20 protein-coding genes are annotated in these 20,762 nt (G+C 39.3%); 7 read left to right on the top strand and 13 right to left on the bottom strand.

All coding sequences use genetic code 11. The features are described from left to right. Nucleotides 1-16 precede the first annotated feature (16 nt). The 4 genes from MHH64_RS21360 to MHH64_RS21375 all read right to left on the bottom strand — a co-directional run bounded on the left by MHH64_RS21360 (nucleotide 17) and on the right by MHH64_RS21375 (nucleotide 6,440). Entirely contained in the window at nucleotides 17-2,119 is a 2,103-nt protein-coding gene (locus MHH64_RS21360; RefSeq protein ID WP_303448367.1) for a (Fe-S)-binding protein, read from the bottom strand. Nucleotides 2,120-2,443: 324 nt separating this feature from the next. After that, a complete protein-coding gene (locus MHH64_RS21365; protein ID WP_118888492.1) occupies nucleotides 2,444-3,733 on the bottom strand; it encodes a GntP family permease in 1,290 nt (429 codons plus the stop codon). Nucleotides 3,734-4,006: 273 nt separating this feature from the next. Then, nucleotides 4,007-5,515 carry a CoA-acylating methylmalonate-semialdehyde dehydrogenase gene (locus MHH64_RS21370; protein ID WP_118888491.1) on the bottom strand — a complete coding sequence of 503 codons (1,509 nt, stop codon included), beginning with the start codon at nucleotides 5,513-5,515 and terminating at the stop codon, nucleotides 4,007-4,009. 28 nt (nucleotides 5,516-5,543) lie between these two features. Then, complete coding sequence (locus MHH64_RS21375) at nucleotides 5,544-6,440, bottom strand: NAD(P)-dependent oxidoreductase (protein WP_303448369.1); 897 nt, start codon at nucleotides 6,438-6,440, stop codon at nucleotides 5,544-5,546. Between the two features lie 287 nt (nucleotides 6,441-6,727). Between MHH64_RS21375 and MHH64_RS21380 the strand changes: the two genes are divergently transcribed. Beyond that, on the top strand, nucleotides 6,728-7,333 hold the full coding sequence (locus tag MHH64_RS21380) for a TetR/AcrR family transcriptional regulator (protein WP_340002416.1): 606 nt from the start codon (nucleotides 6,728-6,730) through the stop codon (nucleotides 7,331-7,333). Between the two features lie 101 nt (nucleotides 7,334-7,434). On the opposite strand, the gene argS is transcribed toward MHH64_RS21380, so the two are convergent. Next, complete coding sequence (argS, locus tag MHH64_RS21385) at nucleotides 7,435-9,105, bottom strand: arginine--tRNA ligase (RefSeq protein WP_095307781.1); 1,671 nt, start codon at nucleotides 9,103-9,105, stop codon at nucleotides 7,435-7,437. After that, nucleotides 9,102-9,542, bottom strand: coding sequence for a DUF1934 domain-containing protein (locus MHH64_RS21390; RefSeq protein WP_095307779.1), 441 nt, complete (start codon nucleotides 9,540-9,542; stop codon nucleotides 9,102-9,104). Before MHH64_RS21390 ends, argS begins: the two co-directional genes overlap by 4 nt. Before the next feature lie 183 nt (nucleotides 9,543-9,725). On the opposite strand from MHH64_RS21390, the gene MHH64_RS21395 reads away from it, so the two are divergent. Next, entirely contained in the window at nucleotides 9,726-11,738 is a 2,013-nt protein-coding gene (locus MHH64_RS21395) for a transglycosylase domain-containing protein (RefSeq protein WP_340002418.1), read from the top strand. Nucleotides 11,739-12,068: 330 nt separating this feature from the next. Here the strand turns inward: MHH64_RS21395 and MHH64_RS21400 are convergent, their stop codons facing one another. The 3 genes from MHH64_RS21400 to MHH64_RS21410 all read right to left on the bottom strand — a co-directional run bounded on the left by MHH64_RS21400 (nucleotide 12,069) and on the right by MHH64_RS21410 (nucleotide 14,465). After that, complete coding sequence (locus tag MHH64_RS21400; RefSeq protein WP_095307773.1) at nucleotides 12,069-12,590, bottom strand: YwhD family protein; 522 nt, start codon at nucleotides 12,588-12,590, stop codon at nucleotides 12,069-12,071. A 62-nt stretch (nucleotides 12,591-12,652) separates the two neighbouring features. Next, nucleotides 12,653-13,156 (bottom strand): hypothetical protein, encoded by a 504-nt coding sequence (locus MHH64_RS21405; protein ID WP_095307771.1) that lies wholly within the window; start codon nucleotides 13,154-13,156, stop codon nucleotides 12,653-12,655. Beyond that, entirely contained in the window at nucleotides 13,146-14,465 is a 1,320-nt protein-coding gene (locus MHH64_RS21410) for an HD domain-containing protein (RefSeq protein WP_095307769.1), read from the bottom strand. The genes MHH64_RS21405 and MHH64_RS21410 overlap by 11 nt, the downstream gene beginning before the upstream one ends. Before the next feature lie 96 nt (nucleotides 14,466-14,561). Between MHH64_RS21410 and MHH64_RS21415 the strand changes: the two genes are divergently transcribed. Beyond that, nucleotides 14,562-15,443 (top strand): lipoate--protein ligase family protein, encoded by an 882-nt coding sequence (locus tag MHH64_RS21415; RefSeq protein WP_095307767.1) that lies wholly within the window; start codon nucleotides 14,562-14,564, stop codon nucleotides 15,441-15,443. Between the two features lie 32 nt (nucleotides 15,444-15,475). Here MHH64_RS21415 and pta read toward each other — a convergent pair whose 3' ends face one another. Continuing rightward, entirely contained in the window at nucleotides 15,476-16,450 is a 975-nt protein-coding gene (gene pta, locus MHH64_RS21420; RefSeq protein ID WP_340002419.1) for a phosphate acetyltransferase, read from the bottom strand. Between the two features lie 222 nt (nucleotides 16,451-16,672). Between pta and hemQ the strand changes: the two genes are divergently transcribed. The 4 genes from hemQ (at nucleotide 16,673) to MHH64_RS21440 (ending at nucleotide 19,182) form a co-directional block, all read left to right on the top strand. Then, nucleotides 16,673-17,422 (top strand): hydrogen peroxide-dependent heme synthase, encoded by a 750-nt coding sequence (hemQ, locus tag MHH64_RS21425; RefSeq protein WP_095307763.1) that lies wholly within the window; start codon nucleotides 16,673-16,675, stop codon nucleotides 17,420-17,422. A 253-nt stretch (nucleotides 17,423-17,675) separates the two neighbouring features. Next, on the top strand, nucleotides 17,676-18,101 hold the full coding sequence (locus MHH64_RS21430; protein WP_095307761.1) for a cell wall hydrolase: 426 nt from the start codon (nucleotides 17,676-17,678) through the stop codon (nucleotides 18,099-18,101). 156 nt (nucleotides 18,102-18,257) lie between these two features. Next, the gene (gene gerQ / locus MHH64_RS21435; RefSeq protein WP_095307759.1) at nucleotides 18,258-18,728 is read left to right on the top strand and encodes a spore coat protein GerQ; all 471 of its coding nucleotides are present in this window, start codon (nucleotides 18,258-18,260) and stop codon (nucleotides 18,726-18,728) included. 202 nt (nucleotides 18,729-18,930) lie between these two features. Continuing rightward, entirely contained in the window at nucleotides 18,931-19,182 is a 252-nt protein-coding gene (locus MHH64_RS21440) for a hypothetical protein (RefSeq protein ID WP_095307758.1), read from the top strand. Here MHH64_RS21440 and MHH64_RS21445 read toward each other — a convergent pair. The 3 genes from MHH64_RS21445 to MHH64_RS21455 all read right to left on the bottom strand — a co-directional run bounded on the left by MHH64_RS21445 (nucleotide 19,177) and on the right by MHH64_RS21455 (nucleotide 20,550). After that, the gene (locus MHH64_RS21445) at nucleotides 19,177-19,548 is read right to left on the bottom strand and encodes a DUF423 domain-containing protein (RefSeq protein ID WP_095307755.1); all 372 of its coding nucleotides are present in this window, start codon (nucleotides 19,546-19,548) and stop codon (nucleotides 19,177-19,179) included. The genes MHH64_RS21440 and MHH64_RS21445 overlap by 6 nt on opposite strands. Nucleotides 19,549-19,570: 22 nt before the next feature. Next, entirely contained in the window at nucleotides 19,571-19,873 is a 303-nt protein-coding gene (locus tag MHH64_RS21450; protein WP_095307753.1) for a YwdI family protein, read from the bottom strand. A gap of 506 nt (nucleotides 19,874-20,379) precedes the next feature. Continuing rightward, on the bottom strand, nucleotides 20,380-20,550 hold the full coding sequence (locus MHH64_RS21455) for a hypothetical protein (protein WP_168927270.1): 171 nt from the start codon (nucleotides 20,548-20,550) through the stop codon (nucleotides 20,380-20,382). Nucleotides 20,551-20,762 lie beyond the last annotated feature (212 nt).

Raw genomic sequence — 20,762 nt, forward strand, 5'->3', positions numbered from 1 at the left:
ATCAGTCTATCATCAATTAAGAGGCTGTTCTTGATTGATCGTCAAAGTGAATAGATAATGCTAAAATTTCAGCAACATCCATTGTACTAATGTCCTCATCGACCTCTTTTGCCTTTGTCCCATCGCTTAGCATTGTTAAGCAATACGGACAAGCACTGGAAATCATCGATGGCTGGACAGCAAGTGCCTGTTCTGTACGTGCTACATTAATTCGGTTTCCAGTTGTTTCCTCTGTCCACATTAAGCCACCACCTGCACCACAGCACATTCCATTTTCCCGTGAACGATTCATTTCAACAAGCTCAAGTCCTGGGATAGATGTTAAAATTTCCCTCGGCGGGTCATACACACCATTGTATCTCCCTAAGTAGCATGAATCATGATAGGTTAGCTTTTCATTGATTGGACGTTCTGGCTTTATTTTCCCTGATTTCACCAAATCATAGAGCATTTGCGTATGGTGATACACTTCTGCTGTATAGCCGAAATCTGGGTACTCATTTTTGAAAATATTATAGGCATGCGGGTCAATCGTAACGATTTTGGTGACACCGTTTTTCTCAAATGTTTTAATGTTTTTCTCGGCAATCTCCTGGAATAAAAACTCATTCCCGATTCTGCGTGCTGTATCACCCGAGTTCGTTTCCGTATTTCCTAGAATCGCAAAGCTAACACCTGCCTGATTCATTAGTTTAGCAAAAGCAATCGCGATTTTTTGGCTGCGGCTATCAAAAGCTCCCATCGAACTCACCCAGAAAAGGTATTCAAATTCTTTTCCTTCCTTTTTCAGCTCTTTCACAGTAGGGATGTATGCAGTTTCATCTTCATCACGCCATTTGATGCGGTCTTTTTTTGAAAGTCCCCATGGATTTCCTTGGCGTTCAATGTTCATAACCGCTCGTTGAATATCCGAATCCATCTTTCCTTCTGTCATAACAAGATAGCGGCGCATATCAATAATCGTTCCAACATGCTCATTGTTTACAGGACAAGCATCCTCACAATTTCGGCATGTGGTACATCCAGAAAGCTCTTCTTCTGTAATAACATCACCAATTAGACTTGCGCTTTGAACAGTCGCTGCAGCTTCTTTTTGCGCGCTTGCCTGATTCCCTGCCGTATTGTTAAATGCGTAAGCTGGAACCCATGCGGACTTTCCTGTTATCGCTGCCCCCTTTTCGGTTAAATGGTCACGAACCTTAATCATAATGTCCATCGGCGACAGCATTTTACCAGTTCCCGCAGCAGGACACACGTCTGTACAGCGGCCACATTCCACACAAGCATAGAAATCAAGCATCTGATGCTGTTCAAAATCTTCTACTTTCCCTGCCCCGAATGAGATTTCTTCCTCACTATCTTCATCGATATCAAAATCTATTTTTTTCAATTTACCTGGGACTTGCTTGCTTAAAAACACATTAATTGGTGCTGCAATCAGATGTGCATGCTTGGATTGCGGTACATAAACAAGGAATGAAAGCAGTGTAATCGTATGTACCCACCAAGCAATATAGAACAATACTATTGCAGCGTCTTGTGAAATCCATCCCAGTACTAGTGCAATCATACTTGCAACTGGTTCTGTCCATGTTACTTCATGGCCATGCCAAAGAAGCGCCATCCCATTTCCAAATAACACAGAAAGCATTAATGTGCCAATAAAAATAAGAACAAGACCAGCTTTAAAGCCACGTTTTAGCCGCACGAGCTTCTCCATATAGCGACGATAAAATGCCCATACAACCGCCACAAGAATCATTAACGTTACGAGTTCCTGAAAGAAGACAAACCCTGGATACAGCACACCAAATGGTAAATGGTTACCTGGTGAAAGTCCTTTCACAAACATGTCAATTGCACCAAATTGAACGAGAATAAATCCATAAAACATCATGACATGAATGATACCGGATTTCTTATCCTTCAATAACTTTGATTGGCCAAATACAATCGTCCACACCCTTTGTAACCGCAACTTAATTTCACCATCAAACTCGGATTTTTTACCAAGCCTTATATAAGCAATCCGTGTTGAGACGACCCTGACGAATAAATACAATGCATAAAACGTGATGATTAAAAACGCAATCCAATTAACTAGCATAAATGTATCCACTGGCGGCTCCTCCTTTTTGTTACAGTTAAATGATAGCGATTACATTTGATTGAAAAATTCCGCTTACAGAAATCTATATCTATACTTTATACGTGAATGAGCATTCAGTCAACAGATTTTTGGTAAAAGATATTAAATTCATAATTTATTATATAATAAAAAAGATAGCCTGTCACATTTTGATTATTTATGAAATAGTAATCTTGAAATTGGTAATGACCGCAACGCAAACATCACAAAATATTCAAGTCATGGTAGGCTTTAAATATTTTGTGATGTACAATACAGTTTCCATATCTTGCTTACTTTTTTAACGGACATACATTAATACACACCGATACTCGCAAGTAAAATAGCTGGAATCAGTGATAAAATCGGAAAGACTATTGCTACTACCGCAATATCTCGGTAAGACTCTTTATGTGTTAAACCGGTCACAATCAGTATGGTTATAACCGCACCATTATGTGGTAGTGCGTCCAAGCCCCCTGAGGCAATAGATGCGATACGGTGAAATGCTTCGGGTGCTATTCCGGTTGATGCGGCAATTTCATTATATTTGTGACCTAGAGCTTCCATCGTGATGCCTAATCCTCCAGATGCTGAACCTGTTGCTCCGGATAATACATTTGAAGCAATCGACATGGAGATAAGTGGATTTGCATCGATACCCAGAATATAATCGCTTAATTTTTGGAATCCCGGAACAACGCGTACTACGGTTCCAAATCCAACCGCTGCAGAAGTATTTATCATCGCCATTACAGAATCGGAAGCTCCTTGATTTAGCGATGGTATCAAACTTTTAATGTTGTTTAATGAAAATATGATGATCAATAAAACAGCTATTAATAAACAAACGACAATATTCCAGTTAAAAATGTTAAGCGTAACAATTACAGATATTAAAGGCAGTATAGATATATATAGATTTGGCAGCTTTCCCTTTATCTTTTCTTTTTCTTCCAGATCTTTTTCCAACGCTTTAAATCCATGTCCGGTTTTTTTTAGCTTCTTCTCTCTCCACTTCAAATAAAGGATAGACCCCCCACCCATTACGAATGAGGCTGCAAGTCCCATAATAGGGGCTGCAGTCGCTGTGGTGTTAAAATAATCAGTAGGAATCAAGTTCTGAATCTGTGGAGTCCCGGGAAGAGCTGTCATTGCGAATGTCATCATTCCTGCTGTAATAGTAGCTGGCATCAATTTTCTTGGAATATCCGCTTGTCTAAACATATTTACCGCGATTGGATAGACAGCGAATACAACAACGAACACACTAATACCGCCATATGCTAAAACAGATGAAGCCATAATAACACCAATAATTGCTTGGTTTTCACCAAATAGTTTAATTATACCTTGAGCTACGGACTGTGCCATTCCGCTGTATTCCATTAATTTGCCAAAGATAGCCCCTAACATAAATACAGGGAACCAGCTTTTCGTAAAGTCGACAAATCCTTGCATATAAGTGTTTGTATATGCATCAAGTAAGTCAAGCCCACCAAATATTGCTACAACGCCAGCACAAATCGGTGCAATCCAGATAATTGACCATCCACGGTAGGCTAAGATGATTAGCAAAACTAACCCTAATGCAATCCCTAGCATTTGATCACCTCATATTCTCATAAATTCCTTATGTAATCGTCAGTATAAGGTTGAAGTCTTTGAAATCTACCAATCATCAAACCGATAGAGAAAGTTTAAAAAGTCCGCAAAGATGACACACCGAGAGCATTTGACCTTCGACGCTCAGGTCGTGCTAGTATCGGCGTCTGCAAAAAGGCCGTTGACTCTTAGCCGACCTCGGCCCTTTTTATCCCCTTTTTTTGAACACACTACATAGAAAAAAATGGGGGCCTTCTAATGGCCCCTTCCTCATTAACTGCTAGGAAAATCAAAGTTAATTTCATCTGTGCTTGATTGGTCAAACCACCTTTCCGAGACCGTCTTTGTTTTTGTAAAGAAACGAGCGGTATCCGGTCCGAACATTTGTCCTTCACCCAATCGTGAACCTTTCCAGCCTCCAAAGTTATGATAGCCCACAGGTATTGGAATAGGTACATTTACTCCAACCATACCGACTTCTATTTCTTGCGTGAATTTGCGAGCATCGCGGCCGCTATTGGTGAATATAGCAACCCCATTTCCATATTGATGATTATTGATTAGCTGTATTGCTTCATCAATTGAATCTACTGAAACGATTGTACGTGCTGGACCAAACACTTCTTCTTTGTATACATTCATATCAGGAGTAACATTATCTAATAGCGTAGCCCCCAGGTAAAAACCTTCCTTAAACTCAACATCAGGGTTTCTGCCATCGACCACAACATTAGCTCCATCCCTTACTGCTTCATCAATCGAATGTAAGATGCTTTGTTTTGCTTCTGCACTTATAACGGCCCCAAAGTCAGCTGATTCATCGTCATAGGAACCGGGTCTAAGATTTTCAACCTTTTCTTTTAATTTTGCCGTGAATACATCTGCTGTCTTTTGCCCGACTGGCATTGCTACGGAAACAGCCATACAACGCTGTGATGCTGAACCATATGCAGAGCCTAAGAAGGAGTCAACTGCTTTATCAATATCCGCATCTGGCATAATAACCAGGTGGTTTTTTCCTCCACCAAAGGCATTTACTCGTTTATGATGCTTCGTTCCTACCTCATAAATAATTTCCGCTACTTTCGTAGAGCCCACAAAGCTTACCGCTTGTATGTCGCTGTGTGTAATGATGGCATTAACCGTATCCTTATCACCGTTCAATACGTTCCAAACTCCAGCAGGCAAACCAGCCTTCTCCCAAAGTTCTGAGATTAATTGAGCAGAATATGGAACTTTTTCAGATGGTTTCAATATCATTGCATTCCCAACAGCCACTGCCATAACACTCATTGCAAGCGGTACCATAACAGGGAAATTAAATGGTGATATACATGTTACAACGCCAAGCGGCTGTTTCATTGAATAAGCGTTTATATCCCCACCAACATTTACAGAATGTTCTCCTTTGAGTATTTGCGGTGCCCCTATTGCTAAATCCACTGATTCTATTCCTCTGCTTATCTCCCCTTTTGCATCAGAGATCGTTTTCCCATTTTCCTTCCCAATTAGCTGTGCCAATTCATCTGTATTCTCTACTAATAATTGGCGGAATTTAAAAAGAACTTCAACTCTTTTTCCCACAGAGGTTTTTGCCCATTTTGCAGCAGCTTTTTTCGCTAACTGTACGGTCTCATCCACTTCTTCAGCAGAAGCATAAGGAACAGCAGCTATTCGCTTGCCCGTGGATGGGCTGTATACAAAACCATATTTATCGTTATTCCCTTTTACTTTTTCCCCATTAATATAGTGGGTTACTGTATCTAACTTTAATGTCGTCATCTAAACAAACCTCCCATTTTGGATATATCTATTTACCTAATTTCACCTTTTCTTCTGTTAGCATAAGATAGGCTGAAGAAATGTCCTTATCTGCATACTCCTCAATATTTGATTCAAGGTAATTTACTAGTTCTTCACCCAATGGCAATTTACCCTCAAATGAATTCGAAACATGGTTCGCAAGTTTTAAGTCTTTTAATAGTAGTGCTGTAGTAAAAGCCCCTTCATAATATTCATCCTGAGCAATAAAATTTTTGTAGTTTCTAGTAAAAATGCCGCTTTGACCTGTACTGACATTTACAATTCTATAAACAATTTCATGGTCCAAACCTGCTGCATCTGCGATAGATAGTGCTTCTGCGACAGCCTGTGTATGAATTCCAGCCATTAGATTATTAATTAATTTAACAATAGTTCCTAATCCGTGATCTTCTCCAACATGAAATATATTTTTTCCGATTGTTTCAAGGTACGGTAATGCGAAGCCATATGTTGTTTTATCTCCTCCAACCATCACACTCAGCGTTGCTGCCTCTGCTCCAGCTACACTTCCACTAACCGGAGCTCCCAAGTACTGAATCCCCTTTTCCAATGCTGCTTTTGCTACTTTTTTATTTAGTTCTGGTGAGATTGTGCTTAAGTCAATTAAAGTTAAGGGTGGTTTTCCGTTTTCCACAAGACCCTCGATTCCTAAATAAACATCCTCTACGACCTTTGGTGTTGGTAAACTAGTAAAAATGATATTTACTTCACTTGCTAATGTTGCTGAAGTGAACCCAACCATCCCGCCTATTTCAGCAAATCTTTTTTCATTTTCTTTGTTTACATCTACTCCGTATACGGTATAACCTGCTTTCATTAAATTGCTTGCCATTGGAAAACCCATATTCCCTAATCCAAGAAAACCTACTTTCTTTGTTTCCATCCAGACCCTCCTAAAATATTCATAAGCATTTAGAAAGCGCTATCATTTTTGAAATCTAGTAATTAAGTTTTTCCTTGAAAAATTACATATATAGCCTACCAATTAGAATTTACTCATAATAATTAGTCTCCTTTCTTTACCTTTTTCACATACCAAAGTCAAATACTGTGGTCACTTAAATTATTAATTAAAATAATAAACGTAAAATTTACAATAGTCAAGACTATTCTGTTGAATTCTATATTTCCAAAGCATTATGCTATTCTTAAGTAAAAGGGGGATTATTTATGCCGCGTATGACAACAAGAAAATTAAAAGCCTTAGAGACAAAGAAAATGCTTTTAGAAACTGGACTGGAACTGTTTCATAAAAAGGGGTTTGATAATGTAACAGTGGATGAAATAGCAAAAAAATGTAATGTATCTAAAGGGGCATTTTATGTACATTTCAATACCAAATATGACATTTTCAATGAAAAGTTTAAGGATATTGATAATTTTTATTCCACATTCCAACAAGGTATCCCCAAGAACATTAGTGCAAGCGAGAAGATTCTTATGTTTTACAAAGCTCAAATGATCTATTTACGTGATGAATTAGGGAAGGACTTAATTAGAAATGTATACATGAATGCTATGTCACTAACAATTAACAAAAATCATTATTTAGCCGATCCAGATAGAAATCTTTATAAAGTAATTAATTCTTTCGTTCAGGAAGGAATTGAGAATAATGAGTTTAAGGAGGAATTAACTACTGAAGAAGCGTCCGTATTAATTACTAGGTGTATGAGGGGAACTATCTACGATTGGATTATCTTTGGAGAAGAATTTGATGTTGTCCAAGAAATGACAAAGTTCACATCTACAATTTTGAATGGGTTAAAAAAGTAAGGGAATTTGTTAGTTAACATCTTCGGCCTGCGACCACATCATAAAGTTAATTCTAAAATAGTAAAACCACTGAAAAAATTTCAGTGGTTCACATTTAGTTATTACATTTTCTCTGGTGCAGATACGCCAATCAGTGTCATGGCATTCGCAAGTGTAATGCGAACAGCTTTCATTAAAGCAATTCGTGCTTGTGTTCTTTCTTTATGATCTGCATCCAACACTTTCTCTGCATTGTAAAAGCTATGCAATGCGGAGGCTAAGTCAAAAACATACTGTGTTACTTTATGTGGCGTATGCTTCTCGGCAGCGTCTGCAACGACTTGTGGAAGCTGACCTAATTTCTTCATTAGATCTACTTCCTTTTCTGCAGTTAATAATGCAGCATTAAAATCTCCCCCGACTGTAAATCCTTTACTTTTCGCCTGTTCGAGCATTGTACAGATACGGGCATGCGCATATTGAACGTAGAAAATTGGATTATCATTGGACTGGGAGCGGGCTAAATCCATATCAAAGTCAAGCTGTGAATCATTTGAACGAGTAACGAAATAATAACGAACCGCGTCAACGCCGACCTCTTCCATTAGCTCTCTTAATGAAACAGCTTTTCCTGTTCGCTTACTCATTTTCACTTTTTCGCCGCCTTCAAATAGGTTTACCATTTGAATAATTTTCACATCGAACCTTTCAACCGGGTAGCCAAGCGCTTGAATTGCTGCGCGCATTCTTGGAATATATCCATGATGGTCAGCTCCCCATACATTAATAATAGAATCAAATCCACGGTCGAGCTTGTCCTTATGATAAGCGATGTCTGGTGTTAAATAGGTATAACTTCCGTCTTGCTTAATGAGCACACGGTCTTTATCATCACCAAAATCAGTTGTGCGGAACCACATCGCGCCATCTTTTTCATACGTGTAATTCCCTTCCTCTAGCTTATCTAGTGCAACAGGAATTTTATTTTCCTGATAAAGGGAACGCTCTGAAAACCAATTATCAAATTCAACACGGAACGCTTTTAAGTCTTTTTCAATATTTTCAAGGGATGCTTTCAATCCATATTCTTTAAAGAACGCGAGTCGCTCTGCTTGATCTTTGGAAGCAAATTCATTGCCGTATTCTGCAACAAGCTTCTTCGCAATCTCAATAATAGCTTGTCCATGGTAGCCATCCTCTGGCATATCAAATTCTTCACCGAGTTCTTGGAAATAGCGAGCTTCTACAGATAAACCGAGGTTATCAATTTGATTTCCTGCATCATTAATATAGTATTCGCGCTCTACGTTATATCCCGAAGCGGAAAGCACATTACAAAGCACATCTCCAAAAGCGGCATTACGGGCATGTCCCAAATGCAAGTCTCCAGTTGGATTTACAGAAACGAATTCAACCTGTACACGTTCGCCATTTCCAGTATTTGTTTTTCCGTAATCTTCTCCAGCCTGTAAAATAGTTGGGATGATTTCTCCAAGAAAATCATTTTTCATAAAGAAATTAATGAATCCAGGTCCAGCAATTTCGACCTTCTCGATCGACGCCTTTGATTGATCTAAATTTGCTACAATAGCTTCAGCAATTTGACGCGGTGCCTTTTTAGCGATTCGTGCCAATTGCATCGCAATATTTGAGGCAAAGTCACCATGTGCCTTATCCTTTGGTTTTTCTAATATAATTGCAGGAAGCTCTTCTTCTGTCGCTAGCTTTGCTTGGATAACAGCAACAGCGATTTCCTGCTTCAATGTATTTTCCGTTTGTTCCAAAACGTTCATTGCGTTTCCTCCTCTTGATATGCCAATTTCAATGTATGTTTTCGTTTATCCTGCCCGTTTAACTTCACCGTATAATGAATCGCTAATGTGCCCTCTGTTCCATTGCTTGCTTTCTTATATTCAATGGTCTCTGTATATGTTTCCATATGTATTTTACCATGGGGATGGTGATATATATTCTCCGTTATCTGGTCAGCTTGAAACTTTTGATTCATTTTCACTGCACCAGAACGATTAATACTAACCTTATGCGGATAGATTGTGAGCAAGTTTTTAATGGTGGAACCATCTTCTAATGTTTCTTCAAAAATCAATACGTCCATATTGTTTTTTTGAAAAAGAACTCCGTGGTAGCTCTGTTCGTTGCTCTCCAGTTGTCCATCATCATCAATAGTTGTCTTGAGTATAATGTTTATCTTTTTTTGCGGTGCATCCATACTATCGCCTCTTGAATCTATAATATCCCTATTATAGCGATAAAACACGGTGAGTAGCAATAAAAAGATGCAATTCTCCCTCTGCCTACTAGCAAAAATCGGGATTTTTGCTGCCTTAAGTTTATTTCCATGCCGCTTTTCCCATAATGATAAAAACAAGACTTTACATTGGAGATTACGAGCATGCAACTTTTCCCGAAGAAGTTTTTCAAAAAGATTATACTTACACTTATTGCTATAGGTGTGTTTACAATAGCTGCAATTTATTTAGTGGCCTTCGTTTTAGGTCCTCCTAAATTGGCAAATGACCAAGTAACTATCATTTATGATCGTGAAGAAGAAATAATAAGCGAGCAGCGTGGTAGCCTTACAAAGCACTGGGTTAGCTTAGATGACATATCTCCTGCGGTTATTGAAGCTACATTACAAACGGAGGATCAGCATTTTTATGAACATCAAGGGTTTGATTTGAAGCGAATTGCTGGTGCAGTTATTAAAAATTTACGTAATAGTTCGTTAAAAGAAGGTGCGAGCACCATTTCCCAGCAATATGCGCGCAACCTTTATTTATCCCCTAAAAAAACATGGACACGAAAGCTAACAGAAGCATTCTATACTATACGACTGGAAATGTTTTATTCCAAGGAGGAGATTCTAGAAGGCTATTTAAATACAATTTATTATGGGCATGGAGCATATGGAATTGAGGCGGCAAGCCATTATTTCTTCGATAAACAAGCAAGTGGGTTATCCTTAGCCGAGGCTACGATGCTCGTCGGAATACCAAAGGGGCCAACCTATTACTCCCCATTAAACAATGAAGAGAATGCAAATCGGCGCCAACAGCAAATTTTAAAGCATCTATTGGATGACAAGTATATTTCTGAAGCAGCGTATGTTGGGGCTATCGAAGAGCAGCTGGATTATTCGATTACACCTGAGCCTGCGGATACTGCCCCCTATTTTCAGGATGTTGTTTTACAAGAGGCTGCTAAATTCTTAGATTTAAGTCCGGATGAAATTCGTGCTGGCGGGTTTCATATTTATACAACATTAAATCGTGCATACCAGCAAAAACTGGAAGAACAAGTACGTGCAACAATTGATTCTTCCAGTGGAGTAGAAACTGCTGCTATTGCAATGGATCCTGATGACGGTGCAATTCTCTCCATGATTGGCGGAAAGGATTATGCAGAAAGCACTTATAATCGAGCAATGAATTCCAAGCGAATGTCAGGGTCAACTTTTAAACCTTTTTTATATTACGCTGCACTGCAATATGGCTATACACCAAGCACGAAATTAATGAGCAAACCAACTACTTTTGCGTTAGGTGATGGCAATAGCTATCAACCGAGTAATTTTAACGGGTATTATGCAAATAAGCCGATAACACTGGCCCAAGCACTTGCCATGTCCGATAACGTGTATGCTGTCAAAACAAATATGTACCTAGGACCTGAAAAACTGATAGAAACCGCTGAAACCTTCGGACTGAGAGGGGATTTTCAAGCTGTACCAGCATTGGCTTTAGGTACTGCCTCTGTCTCTGTAAACGACATGACGAGTGCCTACGGAATACTGGCTAATGGGGGGAGGTCAATTTCCGGATATACGGTAGAAAAAATTACGGATCGGAATGGCAAAGTAGTTTACGAGCATGAGGATACATCAGAACAATTGCTTGATCCGAAAAAAGCATTTATTTTAACACACCTGATGACTGGGATGTTTGATGTCGAGATGAATGGCTATACCTCTGTAACTGGTGCAACAATTTCGAAGGAGCTTAGTCGCCTATATGCCGGGAAGTCTGGAACAACTGATTCGGACAGCTGGATGATTGGTTATAGCCCTTCCCTTGTTACAGGCATTTGGGTCGGTTACGATGATAACCGGAACATGGAACTTGTTGCTGAATCAGCCTACGCAAAAGAGATGTGGGCTGGCTTTATGGAAGGGGCTCACAAAGGGATGGCGCAGGATGTTTTTGCTATGCCATCTGGAGTAATTGGCATCCCGATAGATCCCGAGACCGGCGCACGTGCAACACCTAGCTGTGGTGCAAGCAGAATTATGTACTTTGAAAAAGGAACGGAGCCGAGAAACTATTGCTCCGAACATCCAGTTGAAGAAGAAGATGTGGTAGAGGAAGAAAAAGGTATCTTCGAACGTTGGTTTGATTTGTTTAATTAATGTTTTATAAGTGTTAGGAGCTGGGAACGGTGCGCTAATTTTGGATATGGTGTCTTAGTGGCGTGGGATGGTGCGCTATTTTTGGATATGGTGTCTTAGTGGCGTGGGATGGTGCGCTATTTTTGGATATGGTGTCTTAGTGGCGTGGGATGGTGCGCTAACAGAAGGCAATAAAACAGCCAGCTTTTCAGGTTGAGTCCTGAAGGCTGGCTGTTTTATTGTCCTAGTAAACATGAGTTAGTCCATGTACCAATAGTTTACAAATTATTGGTACAAAGTACAACGATTTAACAAATGATTCACGATTCGGACACAAAATTGTCATATTCTCTATTGCAGTGGAAGCGCCTCTTTTAATTCGTCCGTACTGTTATCCCACATATCTTTGTTAAAATCTATCAGGAAATCTCTTAACAGATTTTTCGATTGCTCATCCATGTGGTCAACGATAATTTTCCCTTTGAGCGATTTTTCCATATGCGTCACATGCTGGCCCATTGATTTATAGGCACGCCTTATTTCACGATCCACTCGGATTTCACAGCCTGTGACACCGGAATAGTAAGGACCATTGTCTCCGCGTTCCACATTCACCCAAACGATCCAATATAGCTTGCCGTTTGGTACTTCATTTCGATCCGGTAACCATTTCACGCGACGTTCGACTTCACTTCGTGCATGCATCGCTCCCATATCTACGTATGCTTTATTTTCATTCGGATCGACAATTACGGATGACATGTTTTCTAAACTGATTGCTCCAACACCATAGCCTCCATGGCCATCTGTTGAATCATCCTTAATGATCGTAAAGGAATTCTTCTTTTTATTTGAAGATTGATCTGAGCTCATAAATGCCCCTCCTCCATTGTTACTAGTTGCTATTGTAGCACAAGGCTATCCTGCATGAGACGTTATTTGCCTTCTTGTTTCAATTCTTCCATAAAACGAATTGCATCCTCAATTTCTTCATCGCTATACTTTTGCTTTGGTTTGACCATGTGGATTTTTTCAATATTCTCCTGAAGCGGTAAATCATCAAAATAAAACATGGTGGAGACAAGCTCCAGAAAACGCGAGCTCTTTTCCTTCAGCATCGCCACCTTTGTTGTCATGTCCGGCATTTCCATTGAAAATTGATTCAGAAACTCTGTTCCAGCAGGTGTTATATTATAATTGTATTGATAATAGTTGCTTTTATCCTCTTTTTCTTCCTGTAAAAATCCAAGATTACAAAGCTCTTCTACACGTAATGTTAACTCCTCTGAGTACGGTCCATAAAAATGGAATTGATATTTCTCTTCAAAAGGGATATCGCATTTCTGTAAAATATAGATCATTTTTTGCAATTTTTTCCGCCCTGTTATGCCATTTGCTTCTGAAAAGAAACGGATTAATTTGGCATGATTATTCAACATCAACTTTCGCTCCTTGCCCGTAAAGAATTTCCATAATGCGCGTTCTTAACCTCTGATCCTTCAATTCATTCAACCGATCTTTTGGAAAATATAATTTATGGTCTGTCCGTTTTTTACCTGAAATGGATTCAACGATATCCGAATGCCTGGAAAGCTCCTTCAAGCTTCCATCAGGCATTAATAAATGGATTGGCAGCCGCTCTTCCTCTTCACCAGGTCGATAAAAATCGTATGGTAAATCTGAAGAAGAATCAACAACAAGGTAATATTCTGGATCAATTTCCGCTTCTTGAAACAGCTTATACAGCTCCATCCACTCATTCATTTGAAGATTGGGATTAAATTCAACATATTTAAATAAGCGTCGATTCATAAATCGCTCACATAAATCTCTTAAGATTTCGTCATCCTCTTCCTGCCAAAGCTGAAAATAATAATGGACAACCATCTCATCCAGCTTTAAATAATCTGCTAGATCCACTTTACCTTTAAAAAAGGAAACAAAATGGGTCGGTTGTAATTTAAAGGTAAAGTCCTTTGTTTCATATAAATATTTCGCTCTATGAAGGATTTTTGTCAAGATTACTTCTGCACTTCTTGTAACTGGGTGAAAATATACTTGCCAATACATTTGGTAACGACTCATAATATAATCCTCGACCGCATGCATCCCAGTTGATTTAATGACTACTTGATCTTCAATCGGGCGCATTACTCGTAAAATACGCTCCATATCAAAATGACCATAACTTACTCCCGTAAAGTAAGCATCACGTTGCAAATAATCCATGCGATCAGCATCAATTTGACTGGAAATTAAGCTGACCACCAATTTATCCTCATAGGTTTTTGCAATAACATCGGCAACCTTCTGCGCAAAGCCTACACTAACACGCTCTAGAATTTCATTTACTTTTGTATCACCCAAAATGATTTGCTGGGTAAAATACTCATGATCCAATTTAAACACTTTTTCAAAGGAATGTGAAAAAGGCCCATGACCAAGATCATGCAATAGAGCTGCACAAAGGCATAAGAGTCGCTCGTCTTTATTCCAATGAGGTCTGTCCTGAAAGTTATTAATGATTCGACGGACAATTTCGTACACGCCAAGTGAATGGTTAAATCGACTATGTTCCGCCCCATGGAATGTCAAATTTGTTGTCCCGAGTTGTTTTATTCGACGCAACCGTTGGAATTCCGGAGCAGCAATCAGATCCCAGATAACACGATCCCGCACATGGACGTACCGGTGAACAGGATCTTTAAATACTTTTTCCTCCGACAATTGTTCGTCTTTATACGCCATTTATTCCCCATCCGTTCTTTTCTGCAATTTTAATACTTCCTTATTTAGTTTATTATATAATAAGTATGGAAAGCTTAAAAGGGTAAGGAGATAAAAATGAAAAACTGGAAAGAAATTGTCGGTCAATCGACATTACGATATTTTGATCATTCCCATGAAACAATTTTTCAACAAAAAAAATACACAGCACTTACATCTTTTGCTGTTGATGATGCACTAGCTGTATCTGTAAGCAATCGAACGTCACCATCTGCTATACGACTTTGGGTACACGACAAAACCATTGTGCTCGGCATTCCAGACGCGAGGCTTCCCTTTCTAGATGAAGGCGTTCAGTTCTTAGCCGAGCAAGGCTACCATGTTGTCGTTCGAAATTCTGGCGGGCTTGCAGTTGCACTCGATAGTGGTGTATTAAATATATCCCTTGTCATACCAGGTGTCGCAGAGCTTTCGATTCATGACTGCTATGAAGCAATGGTTCGTTTGGTCGAATATATGCTGCGCGATTTAACAACCGCTATTAAAGCATATGAAATTGTCGGGTCCTATTGTCCTGGTGACTTTGATTTAAGCATTAACGGGAAAAAATTTGCAGGCATTTCACAGCGGCGAGTAAAGGACGGTGCTGCAGTGCAAATTTATCTTGATGTAGAAGGAAACAGTAAGGAAAGAGCTTCTCTTATTCGAGATTTCTATGCGATTGCAAAAAAGGAAACGGAAACAAAATTTATTTACCCGAGTGTAGAACCAGATGTAATGGGGTCACTATCTGATTTGCTTGGAGTGCCTTTAACCGTCGAGGATATGAAAAAAAGACTCTACATTGCGTTACAGGATATATGCGAAGAAATTGTGACGACGCCTTTTTCAAATACAGAACTCAATACATTTGAAAAAAGGTATATCCAAATGATCAAACGTAATGAGACTGTTGCTAACGTGCAGCGATTAGAAAAAAATAACGCCGCGGAGAAATGAATCCGCGGTCGTTGTTTTTTTCTGTATACTACTTATTCCGTTGCTTGTGCTGCTGTAATAATCGCTAGCTTATAAACATCATCAGCACTGCAGCCGCGAGAAAGATCATTTACAGGTCGATTTAATCCTTGAAGCACTGGACCAACTGCTTCAAATCCACCAAGTCGCTGTGCAATTTTATATCCAATGTTTCCTGCTTCCAAGCTTGGGAAAACAAATACATTTGCATCCCCTTTTAGAACAGAATCTGGAGCTTTTTTCGCGGCAACACTCGGTACAAAGGCTGCATCAAATTGAAATTCTCCATCAATAACGAGTGATGAATCTTTTTCTTTTGCAATTTCGAGCGCTTCGACAACTCTTTCTGTTTCCGGTGACTTGGCAGAACCTTTTGTTGAGAAGCTAAGCATTGCTACACGCGGGTCGACATCAAATAGTCGAGCCGTCTGTGCACTTTCCACTGCAATTTCTGCTAAATCCTGGCTGTCCGGAGTAATATTGATGGCGCAATCTGCAAAAACATACTTTTCATCATCACGTACCATAATAAATACGCCCGATGTTTTTTTAATGCCTTCTTTTGTTTTAATAATCTGCAATGCTGGGCGTACCGTATCAGCAGTTGAATGTGCCGCTCCACTTACAAGCCCATCTGCATTATTCATATAAACGAGCATCGTGCCGAAATAGTTTTCATCAAGAAGAATTTTACGCGCATCCTCCTCTGTTGCCTTTCCTTTACGACGCTCTACGAAAGCTTCGACCATTCCATCGAATTCCGCATATTCCTGCGGATCGATGATCGTACAAGAAGCAATGTCAATGTTGTTTGCTGCCGCCTTTTTTTCGATGCTTTCCTGATTGCCAATCAAAATTGGCGTTACAACCCCTGCAGCACTTAATTGGCTTGCAGCAGTCAGAATTCGTTCATCAAGACCTTCTGGAAAAACAATCTTTTTGTTTGAGTTCGATACTTTTGCTGTGAGCTGATCAAATAATGATCCCATAAAAAAACCTCCATCACAATAATATGTGTGTCTTTTAACAATGATAGCTAATTTTCCTGTATTTTTAAAGGAAATAACCTATTTTTTCAACAATCTATGACAAAGAAATGACAATATGGAAAAACAATCGACTTCATTACCCTTTCATATGATTAGAATACCCTTAATGTGCTATAGTAAAAACATAGGAGAACATTTTTTCTTTTTAAGGAGTGAATGAGCATGGCAGAAGCAGTAGTAACCATGGATGGATGGTCCGTTGTTCATGATACCCGCACATTTGACTGGGCTTCATGGAAACTGACATCAGAAGAAGTAAGAAACACAGCAATCAAGGAGTTTAAAGAATTAATGAAAAAGTGGGAAGCTGTTGAAGAAGAAAAGCTAGGCAGCCAATCTCTTTATAAAGTTGTCGGAAACAAAGCCGACTTCATGTTTATCTTCCTTCGTCCTACAATGGATGAATTAGAAGAAATTAAACGTGAAATCAACAAGTCGAAGCTTGGAGATTATCTCATTCCAGATTATTCTTATGTTTCTATTGTTGAGATGACGATGCATAATCCAATGAATGAAGGAAAAGATCGTAAATTATCTCCACAGGTTGAAGCTCGCTTATACCCAATTCTTCCAAAATGGGAGCATGCATGCTTCTATCCAATGGCACGTCGTCGCTGGGAAGAGGCGAACTGGTTTGCCATTGAAAAGGAAGAGCGTACAAGATTGCTTTATGAACATGGCATGACTGGGCGTAAATATGCAGGTAAAGTAAAAGAAATCATTACTGGTTCCATTGGTTTGGATAACTGGGAATGGGGAGTTACATTATTCGCGCATGATGCCCTAGAATTCAAAAAAATTGTTTATGAAATGCGCTTTGATGAAGTGACGACAAAATACGCTGAGTTTGGCGATTTCATTGTCGGTAATTATTTACCAGCAGAAGATGTGGACGCCTATTTTGCATTGTAATTAAAACGAAATTAAATTTTAAAGCTAAAGCATGCAAATGTACATTGCGTGCTTTAGCTTTTTTATTTCATCATCATGGATAACAACCATACTACAACCTGGCATTCGTTTCAGAAACACGTCACGAAGGGAAACCCTCTCGTGACGTGTTTAAAGCGAGTGCCTATTTTTATTGTCATGTTCCTATATCGTTTTGCATAGATATATGTAGTGAGTTCAGCATCAAGATTAGACAAAAGTGAGGTATAAACCAATGGCTCTTGTTGCACATACAGAAAATGATATAGCACTGCTTGCCAGATTAATGCGTGCAGAAGCTGAGGGGGATGGCGAACTGGGAATGCTAATGGTTGGAAATACCGGAATTAATCGAGTCATTTCCAATTGTCTTGATTTTACCCAGTTACGAAATATTAATGACATGGTATATCAAAGCCCAGGTGGCTTTGAAGCAACACAGAAAGGATATTTCTACCAACGAGCGAGAGAATCCGATAAGCGACTAGCACGCCGCATTATCCAAGGTGAACGGCAGCATCCTGCAACGAATTCTTTATGGTTTTTTATGCCGGCAGGAGATTGTCCAGCACAATGGTACGATCAATGGAACGTCGGCAGATTCAAATCACATTGTTTTTATGCTCCAACACAGGAAGATTGTCCACGGGTCTACAGATAATAGTGGCTGGAACTAAATCAAGCACATCGATCATTTGTTAAAATTGTGATTGGTTTAGTAAAACAAAATCTGAGATCAATTGCATCAATCTCTTTTCCTGTAATACGAAAAGGCCAAAAGAAACAGAAAAGTATTTCATTAACAGGAGGTTTTTTTATGAGCGAAAAGGAGAACAGCGGCCAACCACAATACCAGGTGCAGGGCTATCCATACTATTATTACCCACCTACTTCCCCAGCATATTATCCAGTTTACAACACGAGGCAATTCCAGCAAACACAGCAGCCAAGCCCACAGCAAACCCAACAAACACAGCAAACTGGAACCGATATACCCGGCATGCTACCTTTACAACAATCTTATATCGAAAATATTTTGCGTTTGAACAGAGGAAAGCTAGCAAACTTCTACATGACATTTGAAAATAATTCAGAATGGAATGCAAAAATATTTACTGGCATTATCGAAGCCGCAGGAAGAGACCATATTATTATAAGTGATCCTAATACAGGAGAACGGTACCTTTTACTTATGATTTATTTAGATTATGTAACCTTTGAAGAGGAAATTAATTATAATTATCCATATGGTGGAGGGCAGCAGTTTGCCAACTATCCGCCACGCTAATCTTTTGTTATAAATCGTTGGGACAGAAACTGAAAAATCACTTACTGAAATAAAAAGACAGTTTGAACGTTTTCAGGATTGGGTGAGGATTAACCATAGCAAGCAGAAAAAGGATGACTCCACCTCCATCGGGTCATCCTTTATTCCATTTGCTTAACGAGATTGTTCACTCGCATTTTAATGAAGTGAGGCGATGATTCTAATGAGACATCCATATCGAAAATTCATTCAGATGGAATTAATTACATTGTTTCTTGCTTTAATATTTGGACTTGCAGCACTTGTTCTCGGTTATCTTATTATCTTGTTTCTAGCATTCTACTTTATCGTACTGAGTATTATCTGTGATGCGATGATTCTACTACAAACAAGGCACACAGCTGAAGCAGGAAAACAGGTACTTCGCGGAATCATACTATTTCTTTTTACTACCTATCTACTATTCCATTTATAAATTTCGCATCACTGCAATTCCTATTAATACCCACCCAATTAAAAATGCAACCCCACCAATCGGTGTTATCATTGCGAATGTCTTAACCGATGTTAAGGAATAAATGTACAAGCTTCCAGAAAATAAAATAATCCCAATTAAAAATAGCCATCCCGCTGCGGCAAGGGAGCTAACATTTGGGAATTTTGCTAAAAGCAGACCAGTAACAAACAATGCCATCGTATGGAACATCTGATAATCAACTGCTTTCTCCCATGTCGCAATCGCCTTTTCCGACAACTTCCCTTCTAATCCATGGGCACCAAAGGCACCTAACGCAACTGCTAAAAATCCATTAATTGCGCCTAGCAGTAAAAATAATTTCATTTTCAAGTTCCTCCTTCAATCATTAAAAATCAAAAATCGAGTTGCCATTCGCACCCTCGTCATCTAATTTTGTACTTTTGGGGTTATTTACCTGTAAGGAGTCATTGCCCACCTTTTGTTCACCAAGCATGACCTTAATTTCTGCATCGGTAAAACCAGTCTTCTCCTGTTTCACAACAGGCTGTTCCCCCTCTAAAAAGAGGTCACATAATAAACGCACATTTGCGATATGCGCCACCATCTGATCCTGTTCATGCTGGTTCTCTTTAGCAAGGTATAATTCATTTAACATCTTTTTTATAATGGTATTGTTCGCTACTGCCATTGCTATCACTCCTTATTACCGTTGTCCTACTCAGATGTTCTCATTATAGCATGATTATTTATATGATAATAGAAATCCACGATGACAAGAGCAACAGCCTAAGCACTCGGATAGCGACGTACGGACTGCGCTCCGATCTTTAGGGTGACTCGACCTGTCGAACATTCCGACGCAGGAGATTCACTCCAAATTATAAGATGATCTATGACTTTTGCTCCTACGGGCAAAAGTTCATCTAAAAGGAAACATAGCCCTGCCGATGTTGAGCGTAGCCTGGTTTTAATCAGCCATCCTTACTTGGAGGCCATTCCCGATTTCACCACAAGGAATAAGTGCGACTAAGCCTCCTGTCTTGGCAGCCGGCAAGTCTGCTTTTTTTGTGTCATGAGGTGAGGGAAGTCACGCTACAGCTTTAGCGCTTCGTGGACGTGCTGTTTCGATGGCTAAGTTATCTACAGCATGCAAACAACAAAAAAAGCCTCGGTAATCCCAAGACCTTTTGTTAGCTATGAATTTAATGTAATCAGAGCTTCTTCTGTTGTATGTTCTATTTCAGTTTCCAGTTGTTCCTCGGTATAGCGTTCATACATCCATTGCAAAAATTTCAATTCTTCGTCCTGCAACTTCCTGCCAAGCTTCTTAGTCATAACATTACTTATCGTAAAAAAGCTTTCCATACCGCAACACTCCTTTTATACATACTGTACTACTGAAGTTTACACGTTCATTATAACGGATTTGATTACAGGAATCAATACAAAAATTTAAGATTAGACAGAATTTACTGATTAATGGACTATCCATTGTGTCGATTAATCGTATATAGGAATAATCTGTCTATCTTTCGCTAAGATGAACCTCCCGCCACTTAAAACGTCCGTTTTTGAAG

The sequence above is a fragment of the Oceanobacillus sp. FSL K6-0127 genome (assembly GCF_037983385.1).
Lineage (GTDB): Bacteria > Bacillota > Bacilli > Bacillales > Amphibacillaceae > Oceanobacillus > Oceanobacillus profundus.

Bases quoted from the DNA above. Each gene is read 5' to 3' on its own strand.
- MHH64_RS21365 (WP_118888492.1), bottom strand. From the start codon at position 3,733: ATGCTAGGGATTGCATTAGGGTTAGTTTTGCTAATCATCTTAGCCTAC.
- MHH64_RS21370 (WP_118888491.1), bottom strand. From the start codon at position 5,515: ATGACGACATTAAAGTTAGATACAGTAACCCACTATATTAATGGGGAA.
- MHH64_RS21375 (WP_303448369.1), bottom strand. From the start codon at position 6,440: ATGGAAACAAAGAAAGTAGGTTTTCTTGGATTAGGGAATATGGGTTTT.
- MHH64_RS21380 (WP_340002416.1), top strand. From the start codon at position 6,728: ATGCCGCGTATGACAACAAGAAAATTAAAAGCCTTAGAGACAAAGAAA.
- argS (WP_095307781.1), bottom strand. From the start codon at position 9,105: ATGAACGTTTTGGAACAAACGGAAAATACATTGAAGCAGGAAATCGCT.
- MHH64_RS21390 (WP_095307779.1), bottom strand. From the start codon at position 9,542: ATGGATGCACCGCAAAAAAAGATAAACATTATACTCAAGACAACTATT.
- MHH64_RS21395 (WP_340002418.1), top strand. From the start codon at position 9,726: ATGCAACTTTTCCCGAAGAAGTTTTTCAAAAAGATTATACTTACACTT.
- MHH64_RS21400 (WP_095307773.1), bottom strand. From the start codon at position 12,590: ATGAGCTCAGATCAATCTTCAAATAAAAAGAAGAATTCCTTTACGATC.
- MHH64_RS21405 (WP_095307771.1), bottom strand. From the start codon at position 13,156: ATGTTGAATAATCATGCCAAATTAATCCGTTTCTTTTCAGAAGCAAAT.
- MHH64_RS21410 (WP_095307769.1), bottom strand. From the start codon at position 14,465: ATGGCGTATAAAGACGAACAATTGTCGGAGGAAAAAGTATTTAAAGAT.
- MHH64_RS21415 (WP_095307767.1), top strand. From the start codon at position 14,562: ATGAAAAACTGGAAAGAAATTGTCGGTCAATCGACATTACGATATTTT.
- pta (WP_340002419.1), bottom strand. From the start codon at position 16,450: ATGGGATCATTATTTGATCAGCTCACAGCAAAAGTATCGAACTCAAAC.
- hemQ (WP_095307763.1), top strand. From the start codon at position 16,673: ATGGCAGAAGCAGTAGTAACCATGGATGGATGGTCCGTTGTTCATGAT.
- MHH64_RS21430 (WP_095307761.1), top strand. From the start codon at position 17,676: ATGGCTCTTGTTGCACATACAGAAAATGATATAGCACTGCTTGCCAGA.
- gerQ (WP_095307759.1), top strand. From the start codon at position 18,258: ATGAGCGAAAAGGAGAACAGCGGCCAACCACAATACCAGGTGCAGGGC.
- MHH64_RS21440 (WP_095307758.1), top strand. From the start codon at position 18,931: ATGAGACATCCATATCGAAAATTCATTCAGATGGAATTAATTACATTG.
- MHH64_RS21445 (WP_095307755.1), bottom strand. From the start codon at position 19,548: ATGAAATTATTTTTACTGCTAGGCGCAATTAATGGATTTTTAGCAGTT.
- MHH64_RS21450 (WP_095307753.1), bottom strand. From the start codon at position 19,873: ATGGCAGTAGCGAACAATACCATTATAAAAAAGATGTTAAATGAATTA.
- MHH64_RS21455 (WP_168927270.1), bottom strand. From the start codon at position 20,550: ATGGAAAGCTTTTTTACGATAAGTAATGTTATGACTAAGAAGCTTGGC.